The sequence below is a fragment of the Pelomicrobium sp. genome, from assembly GCF_036803785.1.
GTDB lineage: Bacteria > Pseudomonadota > Gammaproteobacteria > Burkholderiales > UBA6910 > Pelomicrobium.
This window is the reverse complement of sequence record NZ_DAIRTR010000087.1, coordinates 1-13,169: the sequence shown is the minus strand read 5'-3', so window position 1 is coordinate 13,169 and position 13,169 is coordinate 1. Positions and strand designations below refer to the sequence as shown.

Below are 13,169 nucleotides of genomic sequence, written 5' to 3'. Positions count from 1 at the left end.
GTCGAATCCTAGGTCGATGTGGTAGTCCTCCAGCAGGGGCAGTTCGAGGAGCGGCAGCTGGGCGCGGACCGCGATCTCCTGCATCAAGACCGACAAACGCGCTTCGTCGGCCGCGGTGGCCACGAACCACAGGTTGTAGCGATGCTCCCGCTCGTAGTTGTGGGTGATCTCCGGGTAGCGGCTCACCATTTCGGCGACGGCTTCCAGCCGGTCCTCGGGGACCGCCATGGCCCCCAGGAGGCTCGCGCCCACGGTATTCGGGCGGAAAGTGGCGCCGATGCGGTTCACGATGCGCTGCTCCTTCAGCCTGGCAAGAGTGTGCAGTACCCGCTCCGGGGAAGTCCCGAGCTCCCGGGCGAGGACATGGAAGGGCTTGGGCTCCAGCGGGAAGTTGCGCTGGTAGCAATTTAAGAGGGTGAGCTCCAGGTCCAGCACGGCTACATTCCGATGACGAATGCCCGGGAGGTGAAGAAGATGCCGCTCGGCTTCCGCGCCGGGATGCGGGCGAGCTCGGCGAGGCTCGCGGTATCGTAGACCAGCACCCGATCGTCGTCCCGAGCCGAGATCCACACCTCCCCGCCCCGAGGCGTGAACTCCATGTGCAGCACCGCCTTGCCTGGTTTAAGGGTGCCCACGATCCGCCGCGACGGCACGTCGATCACCTGCACCGTGTCGTTGTCGGGATAGGCGTAGTTGACCCACACGCGACGGCCCCCAGGCTGGGCCATGACGAACACCGGCTGACCGTGGACCGGAATGCGGGCCGTTTCACGCCAGTTCTCTGTTTCCACCACTAGCACTTCGTGGGCGCCCACCGCGGGGAGAAAGACCTCCCGGCCCGCGACGGCCCAGCCTTCCAGGTGGGGCATCTTGTACACGGGAAGCCGCTGCTCACCGCGTCCGTAGCCGCTCAGCACCCGGCGCACGCCCGCTTCGGGCCGCCACAGATCCAGGAGGGCGGCGCCGTCCTCCCCGAACAGCCCGGCCAGGTAGTAGCGGCCATCGGGAGTCACCAGCCCGTCGTAGGGCTGCGCGCCGATTCCGGTGTAGCGGCGCACCCGAGGTGTGGCCGGATCGCTCAGATCGGCGAGCCAGATTTCGCCGGTGTCGAACAGGCTGAACACGAACCGGTTGCCCGGGGCGTCTTCCAGTCCCACTACCTTGGAACGCCGGCCCCCTCCCAGCTCGGTGGCCGGTAGATCGGCGAGCTGCTCTAGGGTCTCGCTGGAGAACACCTTGACGCCACCTGGCTCGTAGTTGGCCACGGCGATCAGGCGCCCATCCTGGGAGATGGCACCGCCGATGCTGTTGCCCGCCTGAACGATCCGCCGGGCGATGCGCTGCTTGAGCAGATCCACCTTGGTGAGGCCGCCGTCACGCCCGAAGACGAAGGCATAGCGCCCGTCCCGGGAGTACACCACGGACGCGTGGGACAGGTCTCCCAGGCCTTCCACCGCTCCGATCGCTTGGCGGGCGGTCGTGTCCACGATCAGCACCCGCCCCGACCCCCGTTCCACGACGAGGCCCAGGTCCCCGGTGCCGCGCAGGGCCGGCGTGGCGCAGCCGGCGAGGGCGAGCGCTAGCCACCACGAGGATGTTCGGACGCTACCGTTCATCTGGCCCTGCCTCAAGCAGCCGGCGGACGAGCCACGCCGCCTCGTCCTCGGAGAGGAAACGGGACCAGGGCGGCATGGCGGTACCGGGACGGCCGTAAAGGATGGTTGCAGCGAGGGACTGGGGATCTTTCCCGGAGAGGGCTTCGGGGCGCAGGGGCGGCCCGAGACCTCCCCGCAGAGTGAGGCCGTGGCACGATCCGCAGTCCTGGCGCAGCAAGGCCCACAGCTCCGCCTGACGGGCGGGGGAAGGCACTTCGCCCGCCGCGGCCGCTGCGGCACCGGCCAGGGTCGCGGCGAGCAGGATCCGGCACCAGGAAAAAAAGGCGGGGTTTCCCCCGCCCACAGTCGGAGGGCTTGCTTTTGCCTCAATAGACGTCGTGCTGCGTGTTGTACACATTGAACTTGCCGGTGGGGGTGATGAGCCTGGGATCCTTGATCACCGCCTTGAGCTTGCGGGTCTTGTCGTCCACCACCACGATGGCCGATTCGTGGTTCTTGGCGCTCCACACCGAGAACCACACCTCGTCGCCTGCCTTGTTGTACTCCGGCTGCAGGACCCGTTTGGCACCCTCACCCAGTCCTGCCCATTCGGCGATGGGAAGCACCTGATAGCCCTTGTCCAGGTTGTCGATGTCGAACACCGCGATGGTCTGGCTGATCTTCGGATCCGGGTTGAGCGTGGTGTCCACCCACAGGTTGCGGGACTTGGGGTGGGTCTTGATGAAGAGAGATCCGCCGCCCTGGCCTTTGAGCATGCGCACCACCTTCCAGGCGTACTGGGGATGCTTTTGCGGGTCGGTGCCGATGACGGCGATGTTCTCATCGCCCAAATGGCCAGTGGCCCACACTGGCCCGTACTTGGGATCCACGAAGTTAGCGCCCCGGCCCGGGTGGGGAATTTTGCCCACGTCGATGAGCGCGACTCGCTTGCCTTCCTTGGCGTCTACTACCGCGATCTTATTGGACTGGTTGGCCGCCACCAGGAAGTAGCGCTTGGAGGCATCCCATCCGCCGTCGTGGAGAAAGCGGGCCGCTTCGATCTCCGTGACCTGGAGGTTGCGGATATCCTTATAGTTCACCAGCAGGATCTTGCCGGTCTCCTTCACGTTCACCACGAATTCGGGCTTGAAGTGGGAGGAGACGATGGAGGCGACTCGGGGCTCGGGGTGGTACTCCTGGGTGTCCACGGTCATGCCGCGGGTGGAGACGATTTTGAGGGGCTCTAGGGTATCGCCCTTCATGATCACGTATTGGGGTGGCCAGTAGGAGCCGGCGATCGCGTACTTGTCCTCCCAGCCTTTGTACTTGGAGGTGTCCACCGACCGGGCCTCCAGGCCGATTTTGATCTCGGCCACGTTGTCCGGTTTCTCCATCCACAGGTCGATCATGTTGATCTTGGCATCGCGGCCGATCACAAAGAGATAACGCCCAGAGGCCGAGAGCCGGGAGATATGGACCGCGTAGCCGGTCTTGACGATGTTGACGATCTTCTTGGTGTCGCCGTCGATCAGCGCCACTTCTCCAGTGTCCCGCAGGGTCACCGAGAAGAGGTTATCCAAGTTGAGGTTGTTCATTTTCTTTTTCGGCCGCTTCTCGGGGGGCACGAGAACCTTCCACGTCTGCTTCATCTCAGGCAGGCCGAACTCCGGGGGCGTGGGCGGCTCGTGCTGTAGAAAGCGGGCCATGATGTCCACGTCCTTGTCCGTGAGCTCGCCGCTGGTGCCCCAGTTGGGCATCCCCTGGGGAGAGCCATAGTTGATGAACACCTTGAGGTACTCGGTGCCCTTGGGCAGCGTGATATCGGGAGTGAGGGGCTTGCCGGTGGCGCCCTTGCGCAGCACCCCATGGCAGCCGGCGCAGCGCTCGAAGTAGATTTGCTTGGCGCGGGTGAACTCCTCGCTGGTGAGGGGGGGCGCCTTGGGCGTCACCACTTCTACAGCCTCTTCGGGCTTGATCACGGTGGGAGCGCCCTTGTAGCGCAGATCCTCTTCCGGCGTGCCGGGGTGTACCGGCTGCTTCTGCTGGGCGATCCCGGGCCCGACATAAAGCGCGAACGCCACAAAGACCGCAGACGCGGTCGACCTTCCCTTCGCTGTCATGGCCTGCTCTCCCTGCGTGAGATGATGAATCTGCTCCTGCAATAAGCTAGGCGCTTGCCCCGCCCCTGGCTTTGATGTACATCAAAGAATAACCGCGGCCCTGGTAGGGCTATGACGGAAGTTGACGAGGGCGGCCACCCTCGTGCTCACCCTCCTCGTACCCAGAGGGTTCGGGACCGTAGGCCCCGAGCATGCTCTCTATTTTCTGCACCGCTTCCCGCGCTCGGGGCAGGCGCTCGCGCCGCTTGCGCCGTTCGATGAGGGGCGGACACAGGCGCTCGTTGAAATAAACTACCTGGCAATCGAGGCAGTAGTGGCACTCGTTGGCGTTGATCTCGCCGGTGGGCCGGATCGCCCGCACCGGGCATTGCACCGCGCACACCTGGCAGGGCTTGCCGCATTCCCGGCGCCGCCGCAGCCACCAGTCGAAAAGCCGAAACCGGCCGGGGATGGCGAGCGCCGCGCCGAGGGGACACAGGTATTTGCAGAAGAATTTGCGGTTGATCACCGTGATGCCGATCAAGCCCGCTGCGTAGAGCACGAAAGGCCATTCCCGCTGGAAGCGCATGCCGAAGGTGGTTTTGAACGGTTCCACTTCGGCGAAGACCGCCGCCTCTCCCATGGACTGGAGGGAGAGGCCGAACAGTACAACCAGGATCACGTACTTCACCGCCCACAGCCGTTCGTGGACCACGTCGGGCAGTTCGAGCTGGGGCACCCCTAGACGCCGGGCGATCTTGTTGACGAGCTCTTGCAGGGCGCCGAAAGGGCACAACCAGCCGCAGTAGACGCCGCGCCCCCATAAGAGCAGGGTCACGGCCACAAAGGACCAGAGGATGAACAGCATGGGATCGATCAGGAAGTGCTCCCAGCGGAACTCGCGCATCACTGAGTGCACGAAGGTGAGCACGTTGATCACCGTAAGCTGGGCGAGGGCGTACCAGCCGAGGAAAAACAGGGTGTAGGCGAGGAAAACGTTGCGCACCCAGGCCGTGAGCCGTGGGTGGCGGACGAGCCCGTCCTGCAGCACCAGGATCAGGGTGAGGATCGTGAGGCTCACCGCCAGCACGGCGATCTCGAACGTCCGTTGCCGCCATACGCCGATCCACAAAGGCGCTTCCGGCGGCACCGGCGCCGCGGCGGGTCCCGTCGCCGGAGTTCGGGCGGAGGAGGCTTCCTTGGACGCCGGCGGCACCTCGGTCGAAGGCCGCGTCGCGGTGGCAGGCGTTTTACGGGAAGGCGAAACGGGCTCGCGGGCAGTGGCAGGCAGAGACGATTCGTTGAGCGTCGGTGCCTCGGGCCCGGTAAGGGATGCGGGGGGCGACAGGCCTCGGGACTGGGCCACCGCCCGGGCGGCACGAGTGACGGTGGCATTTTCCACCATCACCGTGATGGTGGCCCCTGCGATAGTGTCGATGGCCACGTGGCCTTCCCGCTCGGCGCCGACCGTGATGCGATCGAACACCGATTTGCCCACGTACTGCTCGACGAACCTTTTCAGGCGCTCAGGGGTGATGCCGACGGCGAGGATCGGCTCTTCATGATGGACGATGGCGATCCCCGTGATCCGCCCCGATCGGTCGAAGCCCACCAGCGTGTTGATCGGCTTGCCGGAGTAGGCGGGAATACGCAGCACATCGGCGGTGAGAAAAGCGTAGCCGATCACCTCTTGGCCTTGGTAGACCGCCGCCGCCGGCGGATCTCCCTCCAGAGGTCCGAAGCGCTCCGCCTGGGGAAAGATTTCCTTGACCTGGGGATAGCGCTCGGCGATATCCGCGGCGGCTGGCACGGCGTAGAGCGTAAGGGCGAGCCACGCAAGCGCTGCCCAACCCCGTCGCCGTCCATAGGCAAAGGGCGAGGAGAGGGGACGCGTCGGGAGCATCGGTTTCATTCGGGGCGCCGATTGGAAAACCATTCTAGGAGTCGGGGCCCGAGGATCGTTTTGACGTGCATCAAGGATTAGGCGCCGGAGCGGAGCGTGAGCCCTGCAATCGGTTTTGACTTAAATCAAGGTTCACCGCCGGGTCGCCCCTTAAAGTCCCTATCGAATTACGGGTCTTTTGACCCGGTCATCCTTCGAGTGCACGAGCCCATGGGTCTTGACCGGCCAAGCACCATCTTCAGTCTCGATGCACGCCCGGCTGCGGGGCGCGGGGAGGTCTATCTGGTGGGAGCCGGGCCCGGCGATCCCGAGCTGCTCACCCTGCGAGGTTTGAAGCTCATGCAGCGGGCGGACGTGGTGCTCTACGATCGCTTGGTGTCCCCGGAGATCCTGGCGCTGGTGCGCCCCGGCGCGGAGCGGGTCTGCGTGGGCAAGGAGCCAGGGCACCACAGCGTGCCCCAGGGGCAGATCTGCGCGCTGCTGGTACGCTTGGCACGGGAAGGCAAACGGGTGCTGCGCCTGAAAGGCGGCGATCCCCTGATTTTCGGTCGCGGCGCCGAGGAACTGCAGGTTCTCGCCGCCCACGGCATTCCTTTCCAGGTGGTCCCGGGCATCACCGCCGCCACCGGAATGGCGGCCTATGCAGGCATTCCCCTGACCCATCGGGAGTACGCCCACGCCTGTGTGTTCGTCACCGGCCATCTCCAGGACGGGAGCATGGACCTGGATTGGGAGGCCCTGGCGCGGCCACGCCAGACGGTGGTGGTGTACATGGGACTCGGGGGGCTCGCGTTTCTGTGTCGATCCCTGGTGGACCACGGCCTCGCGGCCTCCACGCCGGCGGCCGTGGTGGAGCGGGCTACCACGGCCGAGCAGCGGATCGCCGTGGGAACCCTGGAGAGCCTTCCCGAGCTAGCCCGCACCGGAGGGTTCCGTCCACCCTCCCTGGTGGTGGTGGGCGAGGTGGTGCGGCTGCACGGCGTGCTGGGATGGTTCGTGCCCAGCTCCAACGCTCTGCCGGATCCCGTCGCCTCAGCCGCGTCCTCCTGAAAGCCCCTGCTTCGCTCTCAGATAAAGACGGATCGACCACAACAGGTTGAATCCCAGCCACAGGGCGGAGAGTCCGAAGCTGACGCCAGCGGCCGGGGCGAGCACTGGCCGGCCCACGGCGGCAATGAGAAGCGCCAGAGCCACGGCATGGGCCCATACATGGGCATGGCACGAGCCCTGGGGTGCGAGCTGCCTGACGCTGGGAAGCGGCCGAACGTGGACTGGCTCCCGCTGCAGGTCCATCCAGGCGAGAAACGGCACGATGCGGTAGAGCATGCCGGCGATCAGCCAGAAAGCGAACCCGAAGAGAAACACCACCGCTGCCATGAGGGCGATGGGCAGGTCAGGAATGGCATCGGTCGCCACGGCCGCCCCGGCGCCGAGCAGGCTGGCACCGAGCGCCCCCATCGCCAGGCGCCAGGCGGCAGCGGTGGCGCCGTCTCCGCGGCGACGACCGAGCGATTGGATCCTCCAGGTGACCAGAAGAAAGACGCCGAAGCCGGCCAGGAGAGCGGCACTGGCTAGGCCGTAGAAGAAGAAGTGTCCCGCCGCCGTGTCCCCACCGGGTGCCGTTGTGGCCATGAACACCAGAGCGCCCACTACCACCGGCGCCAGGCTTCGATGCAGGAGGCTGGGGTAAGGCCTGCTCAGCCCGAACATGGGAACCACCTGGTAGGCGACCCCGACGACCAGAAGGCCGATCCAGCCGGCAAACCCCCATGCCATGTGAATATCGACCAACGTCGACCGGGGAACGGCCGCCACGGGCGTCGGGACGGCGGCCAGGGTGCTGCCCATCAGGGCCGTGACTCCGAGGCAGGCCAAGGCGAAGCCCTGGGTCATGCCGGTGGGTGTGGCGGTCGGCGCCCGGGCAAGTGCCCGCGCCACGGCTACGACGTAGGCGCCGATGCCCACCAGCAGCACCGCTGCGGCAAGGGAGGCGAGCAGGCGGCCCCCGCCCAGGAAAGCCCAGGCGAGCAGGAGGGTGCCGCCGGTCAATGCCGCGTGGGTGACTCCCGCTACCCGGCGCGCCCGTGCCACTGGGGCGCCCGCTGCCACGGGCAGGATCTGGAGCAGGGCGCCGGCGGCGGTCATGGTGACGAAGCCCAAGGTCATCAAGTGGGTGGCGGCGAGGGCGGCAGGCGCCCAGCGGCTTGCCGCGACCGCCGGACCTGCCAGCGCGATCACGACGGCAGAAAGCAGCGCGAAAGCAGGCGCGGTGAGAAAGAAACGCAGTGGAACGGACAAGGACAACACACCGTCCGCGGCCTTCGGCGGCAGCATTACGCGCGGGCCCAGATTTCGATGTGAAACGTGCCTTCTTCGTTCACCCAGGTGGCGTGCTGGTAGCCGTTGTGCTCCAGGATGCGGTAGAGGGGAAAGGGTTCCCGCTCAAGTAGCAGCAACACCCGCTGCCCCGGCTCGAGCCGGTCTAAGGCTTCCAGCACCCGCTCCAGGGGCTCGGGGGGATCAAGGCCCCGGGCGTCCACGATCAGGGGATCGCCCGCCACCCTTATTCTCCGGTCTGCCGCGCCAGCGCTTCGAGGAGCCGCGGCCGCTCCTCGACCAGGACCTGGTCGCACAAGGGATACAACACCTGCTCTTCTTTGAGATTGTGCTGTTGCAGGAGGACAAGCAGGGTCTCGAAGACATCGCGGAAAGCCTGGGGGTCGGTCTGTGCCGCCGCTCCCGCAAGGGCGGAGACCAGAGAACGCATTTGGGTGTGCTCGTGCCGCATGACCTCAGTTGGCCCGTCGGGCGTACCGCTTACGCTTTCGTAGGCGGGGAAGAGGACCGTCTCTTCTAGGCGGAGGTGCCTTTCCAGGGTTTCACCGAAACGGCGTACCGCCTGGCGGCAGCGGTTCCAGTCGCCCCGGAGCATGGCTGCTTCGCTCTCGGCGAACAGGTGATCGCACGCGCGATGATCGGTGGAGAACCAATTGGTGAAGGTGTCCATCGGCTTCGGCGAATGAGTCGCGTGGTGTTCAGGGATAAAAAGCATTGTGGGGAGTGGAGCGCGGGAGGCGCCTTGATGTGCATCAAGCAAGCGGTGCAGCACGCCTTCGTCGGACCACGCGCACCGCGAGCTCCACGGCGAGCAGGAGGAGGGTTGCCGCCAGGGCATTGTGGGCGAGCGCGAGAGGCAGGGGGAAAGCGCGCTGCACCATCGCCGCGCCGAGCGCGGCTTGCAGTAGCGCCAGCAGGGCAGCTGCGGCTGCCAGGCCGCGCAATCCCGGATGGGCACGGGCACCGAAGGCCACGATGCCCAGCCAGCCGAGGACCAGGAGGGCACCGATGCGATGGACGAGGTGGAGGGCCGCGCCCTGATCCCGAGGAAGGGGGACGGAGGAGGTAGCGAACGGGTTCAAGGCGGTCAGCCCCTTGCCGAGGGAAAAGCCTCCTTCGCACCCGGGCAAGGTGGGGCAGGCGGCCGCGGCCAGTTTGACGCTTACGAGACCCCCCAACCCGATCTGGAACGCGAGCAGCACCACTGCGCCCACTGCGGCGAAGCGCAGGCTCGGTCCGGGCCGGGGGCCGGTGACCTCGAGCTGCGATGGGGGCACCAGGCGTGCCCGCAGTCCCCAGGCACAGGCAAGCAGCGCAAGACCCCCCAGCAGGTTGCCGAGGGCCACCGCCGGCCCCGTCGCCGTGGAAGAGGAAATTCCCAGCAGGGCAAGAAAGGCAGTGAGCGCCGCCATGGCCCAGGCCAGCACCACGTCGCCGCGTCGGCGCGAGCGCCGCAGGCTCGTGACCAGAATCCAGAAAACGATGAGCAGCATGGCGCTGGCGGCGAGGCGGTGTCCCAGCCGGGCCAGGAAGGCGAGGGACTGAAGGACGCCGTCCTGGGGGTGGCTGCCGGGCATCGGCGGCGCGCCGTAACAGTCAGGCCAGGGCTCGCAACCGAGACCTGCGGCGGTGAGCCGCAGGAAGGCGCTCGACACCACCACGAACAGCATGAGCGCGGCTGCGATCTGGACGAGACGTACCAGAACGGGCGAGACCGGAGCGGGGGGATCCATGGGCAGCGCAATGGGAACGGAATTCCGCGTCGCAGCTTACTCCCGGATACTGGTCCTCGCTGCGCGGGGTGAAAATTTCTTGATGCGTATCAAGGAGCCTTTCCTTCCCCCTGCGGATCATCAAGGCCTGAAAGCAATGAGAGGCGCCCATGGCCGGAGCGCGACGGCGCAATACCACAGGGACGATGATGGTCGCAGCAGCCGCCATCCTCGCCTTGAGCGGTTTCGGTGCCGTCTTTTCCCAAGGAATGTCCCTGTGCCGCCCGCTCAATGACACCTGGGTGGGCAGTGGCTGGTACGCGTCCCCCGCTTTGCTGCGGGCGCTGGCTGTCGCTGACCGCTTGTGTGGCCGCACCGAGCCGGGGCAGCGCGAAGACTGACAGCTTCCAGCATGTGGAGGAAGAACAATGGCCGAACCGTCCAAGATCCAAGACCCGGAAGAGCCGAGCGACGAGCCCATTCCCTTCATGCAGCAGCTTCTGGACAACCCGTTCGCCCTGCTGTTTCTAGGAATCGCCTCGCCCATGGTGCTCTACGTGGTGTGGGGCGTGATGGAGATTCTCAGCATCCCGGTTGCCAAGTGAGCAGCGAGCGCTGCTGAAGGAAGGGGAGGTTACACGATGCCTACCGCCATCGATCCGCCAAAGAACCGTGTCTGGTGGAGGGATCCCGTCGACAAGGTGGAGATCACCTGGATCGTGCTCGCCTTGATCTGGTGCCTGATCATGTTCTTCATGATGCCTTACTGGCACGTATACGGGAAGCAAAACCTGTCCAACGAGGCGTACCGCTCCACCCCGGAGCTTTTCAGCCAGAAGACCCAGGCCATGGTGGACAAGTATACGGTGCGCACCGAGACCGACCAGAAAATACCCGTGGTGCGGCCGCCCGCGGGCAGTGACGTGTACCTGATCGCCCGCCTGTGGCAGTGGTGGCCCCTGCTGGAGCTGGAGGCGGGCAAGAGCTATCGCCTACATCTCATGTCCATGGACTGGTTGCATGGATTCTCCCTGCAGCCGGAGAACATCAACATCCAGGTCCACCCGGGATACGAGCACGTTTTGACGGTGACCCCCACGAAGGAAGGCACCTATTCCATCGTGTGCAACGAATACTGCGGTATCAATCATCACACCATGACCAGCAAGCTGTACGTGGTCAAGTAAGGGGGAGGCCATGGCGATCAACCGGATGTTTCGAACCTGCCCGACCACAGGGCTGCAGTTTCACCAGCCGGCGGAAGCCCTGATCCGGTGGAACGCGGTGGCAGCGGTGGTGTCGCTGCTGGTGGGCGGGATCCTGGGGCTTCTGGTGGTGCTCACCCGCTGGCCAGCGGTACACCTGCTCCCGGCGGACGCTTTCTACCAGGCGCTCACCGCCCACGGCCTCAACATGCTGGTCTTCTGGATCATTTTCTTCGAGATCGCGGTGCTGTACTTCGCCGCCTCGACCCTGCTCAGGTGCCGCCTCGCCACGCCCCACATGGCGTGGATCGGATTCTGGCTGATGGTGGCCGGCGCGCTGCTTAACAACTACGCGGTATGGCGCGGGGATTCCAGCGTGATGTTCACTTCCTACGCGCCGATGGGGGCCCACCCCACCTTCTATCTGGGCCTGATCTTGTTCGCGGTGGGTGCATTGATCGGCTGCTTCGTGTTTCTCGGCACCCTGGCGGTGGCCAAGGCGGAGAAGACTTACAGAGGTTCGGTTCCCCTAGTCACCTTCGGGGCGCTCACCGCGTGCATCATCGCCATTTTCACCATCGCGAGCGGCGCCATCATCCTGATTCCCACCTTCCTATGGTCAGTGGGGCTGGTGGGCTACATTGACTCCCTCATGTATCGCACGGTCTGGTGGGCGTTCGGGCACTCGTCCCAGCAGATCAATGTGTCGGCCCACGTGGCCGTGTGGTACGCCATCGCGGCCATCGTGTTCGGGGCCCGGCCCATGAACGAGAGGGTGTCCCGCGGCGCGTTCCTGCTCTATATCCTGTTCCTGCAGCTCGCTTCGGCCCACCACCTGCTGGCCGACCCGGGCCTCACCTCCAACTGGAAGATCTTCAATACCAGCTACGCGTTCTATCTGGCGGTGCTCGCCTCCATGGTCCACGGTTTTACTGTACCCGGTGCCATCGAGCTGGCGCAGCGGGAGAAAGGCTACACCAAGGGGCTGTTCGAGTGGCTGAGGAAGGCTCCGTGGGGCAACCCGGTCTTCTCCGGGATGTTCATCTCCTTGGTGGGATTTGGCTTCCTCGGCGGCATCTCGGGGGTCGTCCTGGGCACCGAGCAATTGAACCTGCTCATGCACAACACCTTCTATGTGCCGGGCCACTTCCACGCCACCGTGGTGGTGGGTACCACCCTGGCGTTCATGGCCCTCACTTATTTCCTGATCCCGGTGCTGTTCCGGCGCGAGCTAGCTTTCCCCAAGCTGGCCCAGTGGCAGCCCTACATCTTCGGCATCGGCATGAGCGTGTTTTCCCTCTTCATGATGGGGGCCGGCACCTTGGGGGTGCCCCGGCGCCACTGGGACATGACCATGGCGGGCAACCTTCTGCCCCACGAGTGGCCCGGGACCGCCTACCTCATGGTGGGTCTCATGGCCCTCGCGGGGATCCTCGCCGTGCTGGGAGGGGCCATCTACATCCTGGTGACCGTAGGGTCGGTGTTTTTCGGCAAGCGCATCGAGACCCCGGATTTCAGGCGCGTGAGCGCCCGGGAGGGCGTGGCTCCGGCGCCGCAGCCGGTGGCCGTGTCCCTGACCGGTCACGGCGGCGCAGGCCACATGGCGGCGCCCGGCACGTTCGTTTTGGCGTTGGTGCTGCTGGTGTCGTTCGTGCTGTACTACTTCGTCAACTGGAAATACTTGTCTTCGGTGTGGCCGCTCAGCTGACGCGGCCAGGGAGGCGTCCTCATTGGGCGCGGCGCAGAGAAAATGGTCGGCACCGCTGAGCCTTTGCCTGCTTTCCGCTTCCGGCAGGAGAGGCAAAGGCGACGGTAGCCAAGGGTTTGTCCGCCATTGACCGGAGACCCACAAAGGAATGGCCATGCAGGATGCCGTGAGACTGTTCTTCGATCTGTTCAAGCTGCGCATCGGGGTGCCGATCGGGCTTACCGCCCTGGCCGGCCTCGCGGTGACGCCGGGACCGCCCCTCGCCGGCTGGCAGGTCGCGGTGCTCACCCTGGCGGTGGTGGTGGCCTCCGCCAGCGCCGGGGCGTTCAACCAGTTCGTGGAGCGGGACATGGACGCCCGCATGGGACGCACGCGCCACCGTCCCTTCGTGACCGGACGGCTCAAGCACGGGCCGGCGTGGCTCGTCCTCATGGCCGCCATGGGCGCCGCCGCCGTGGGCGCCGCGGCCCTCGCCCTCAATGCCTATGTCGCCCTCTACGTCTTCCTGGGCGCGTTTTTCTACGCCGTGGTGTACACGGTGTGGCTCAAGCGCCGCACCTGGCTCAACATCGTGATCGGCGGGCTGGCCGGAAGCTTCGCGGTACTGGCG

Annotated in this window: 14 protein-coding genes and 1 pseudogene; 6 read left to right on the top strand and 9 right to left on the bottom strand. The window is 65.7% G+C overall.

Annotated elements, in window-relative coordinates; translation table 11 throughout:
• The 5 genes from V7Q81_RS10815 to V7Q81_RS10795 form a co-directional block, all read right to left on the bottom strand.
• On the bottom strand, positions 1–435 hold a 435-nt coding region (locus tag V7Q81_RS10815), incomplete at its 3' end, for an Lrp/AsnC family transcriptional regulator (RefSeq protein WP_333843085.1).
• Positions 436–437: 2 nt separating this feature from the next.
• Entirely contained in the window at positions 438–1,616 is a 1,179-nt protein-coding gene (locus V7Q81_RS10810) for a cytochrome D1 domain-containing protein (RefSeq protein ID WP_333843082.1), read from the bottom strand.
• Entirely contained in the window at positions 1,606–1,959 is a 354-nt protein-coding gene (locus V7Q81_RS10805; RefSeq protein ID WP_333843080.1) for a c-type cytochrome, read from the bottom strand. The genes V7Q81_RS10810 and V7Q81_RS10805 overlap by 11 nt, the downstream gene beginning before the upstream one ends.
• 22 nt (positions 1,960–1,981) lie before the next feature.
• A complete protein-coding gene (locus V7Q81_RS10800; protein ID WP_442954811.1) occupies positions 1,982–3,715 on the bottom strand; it encodes a cytochrome D1 domain-containing protein in 1,734 nt (577 codons plus the stop codon).
• A 109-nt stretch (positions 3,716–3,824) separates the two neighbouring features.
• Positions 3,825–5,597 (bottom strand): 4Fe-4S binding protein, encoded by a 1,773-nt coding sequence (locus tag V7Q81_RS10795; protein ID WP_442954812.1) that lies wholly within the window; start codon positions 5,595–5,597, stop codon positions 3,825–3,827.
• Positions 5,598–5,864: 267 nt separating this feature from the next.
• Here V7Q81_RS10795 and cobA point away from each other — a divergent pair.
• Positions 5,865–6,647 (top strand): annotated as a pseudogene (gene cobA / locus V7Q81_RS10790) (uroporphyrinogen-III C-methyltransferase); the annotation flags it as partial.
• On the opposite strand, the gene V7Q81_RS10785 reads toward cobA, so the two are convergent.
• The 4 genes from V7Q81_RS10785 to V7Q81_RS10770 all read right to left on the bottom strand — a co-directional run bounded on the left by V7Q81_RS10785 (position 6,630) and on the right by V7Q81_RS10770 (position 9,667).
• Complete coding sequence (locus V7Q81_RS10785) at positions 6,630–7,895, bottom strand: permease (RefSeq protein WP_333843077.1); 1,266 nt, start codon at positions 7,893–7,895, stop codon at positions 6,630–6,632. The pseudogene cobA and the gene V7Q81_RS10785 sit on opposite strands and share 18 nt — an antisense overlap.
• A gap of 35 nt (positions 7,896–7,930) precedes the next feature.
• Positions 7,931–8,158 carry a DUF2249 domain-containing protein gene (locus V7Q81_RS10780; protein ID WP_333843075.1) on the bottom strand — a complete coding sequence of 76 codons (228 nt, stop codon included), beginning with the start codon at positions 8,156–8,158 and terminating at the stop codon, positions 7,931–7,933.
• Positions 8,159–8,160: 2 nt separating this feature from the next.
• On the bottom strand, positions 8,161–8,604 hold the full coding sequence (locus V7Q81_RS10775) for a hemerythrin domain-containing protein (protein ID WP_333843072.1): 444 nt from the start codon (positions 8,602–8,604) through the stop codon (positions 8,161–8,163).
• Between the two features lie 82 nt (positions 8,605–8,686).
• Entirely contained in the window at positions 8,687–9,667 is a 981-nt protein-coding gene (locus V7Q81_RS10770) for a COX15/CtaA family protein (RefSeq protein ID WP_333843069.1), read from the bottom strand.
• Between the two features lie 149 nt (positions 9,668–9,816).
• On the opposite strand from V7Q81_RS10770, the gene V7Q81_RS10765 reads away from it, so the two are divergent.
• From V7Q81_RS10765 to V7Q81_RS10745, 5 genes are all read left to right on the top strand, one after another.
• A complete protein-coding gene (locus V7Q81_RS10765; protein ID WP_333843066.1) occupies positions 9,817–10,047 on the top strand; it encodes a hypothetical protein in 231 nt (76 codons plus the stop codon).
• A 27-nt stretch (positions 10,048–10,074) separates the two neighbouring features.
• On the top strand, positions 10,075–10,251 hold the full coding sequence (locus V7Q81_RS10760; protein WP_333843063.1) for a hypothetical protein: 177 nt from the start codon (positions 10,075–10,077) through the stop codon (positions 10,249–10,251).
• A 36-nt stretch (positions 10,252–10,287) separates the two neighbouring features.
• Complete coding sequence (locus V7Q81_RS10755; protein ID WP_333843060.1) at positions 10,288–10,833, top strand: cytochrome C oxidase subunit II; 546 nt, start codon at positions 10,288–10,290, stop codon at positions 10,831–10,833.
• A 10-nt stretch (positions 10,834–10,843) separates the two neighbouring features.
• Positions 10,844–12,559, top strand: coding sequence for a cbb3-type cytochrome c oxidase subunit I (locus V7Q81_RS10750; RefSeq protein ID WP_333843058.1), 1,716 nt, complete (start codon positions 10,844–10,846; stop codon positions 12,557–12,559).
• A gap of 154 nt (positions 12,560–12,713) precedes the next feature.
• A partial coding sequence (locus V7Q81_RS10745; protein ID WP_333843056.1) for a UbiA family prenyltransferase occupies positions 12,714–13,169 on the top strand: 456 nt, incomplete at its 3' end.

Bases quoted from the DNA above. Each gene is read 5' to 3' on its own strand.
- V7Q81_RS10810 (WP_333843082.1), bottom strand. From the start codon at position 1,616: ATGAACGGTAGCGTCCGAACATCCTCGTGGTGGCTAGCGCTCGCCCTC.
- V7Q81_RS10800 (WP_442954811.1), bottom strand. From the start codon at position 3,715: ATGACAGCGAAGGGAAGGTCGACCGCGTCTGCGGTCTTTGTGGCGTTC.
- V7Q81_RS10795 (WP_442954812.1), bottom strand. From the start codon at position 5,597: ATGCTCCCGACGCGTCCCCTCTCCTCGCCCTTTGCCTATGGACGGCGA.
- V7Q81_RS10775 (WP_333843072.1), bottom strand. From the start codon at position 8,604: ATGGACACCTTCACCAATTGGTTCTCCACCGATCATCGCGCGTGCGAT.
- V7Q81_RS10770 (WP_333843069.1), bottom strand. From the start codon at position 9,667: ATGGATCCCCCCGCTCCGGTCTCGCCCGTTCTGGTACGTCTCGTCCAG.
- V7Q81_RS10765 (WP_333843066.1), top strand. From the start codon at position 9,817: ATGGCCGGAGCGCGACGGCGCAATACCACAGGGACGATGATGGTCGCA.
- V7Q81_RS10760 (WP_333843063.1), top strand. From the start codon at position 10,075: ATGGCCGAACCGTCCAAGATCCAAGACCCGGAAGAGCCGAGCGACGAG.
- V7Q81_RS10755 (WP_333843060.1), top strand. From the start codon at position 10,288: ATGCCTACCGCCATCGATCCGCCAAAGAACCGTGTCTGGTGGAGGGAT.
- V7Q81_RS10750 (WP_333843058.1), top strand. From the start codon at position 10,844: ATGGCGATCAACCGGATGTTTCGAACCTGCCCGACCACAGGGCTGCAG.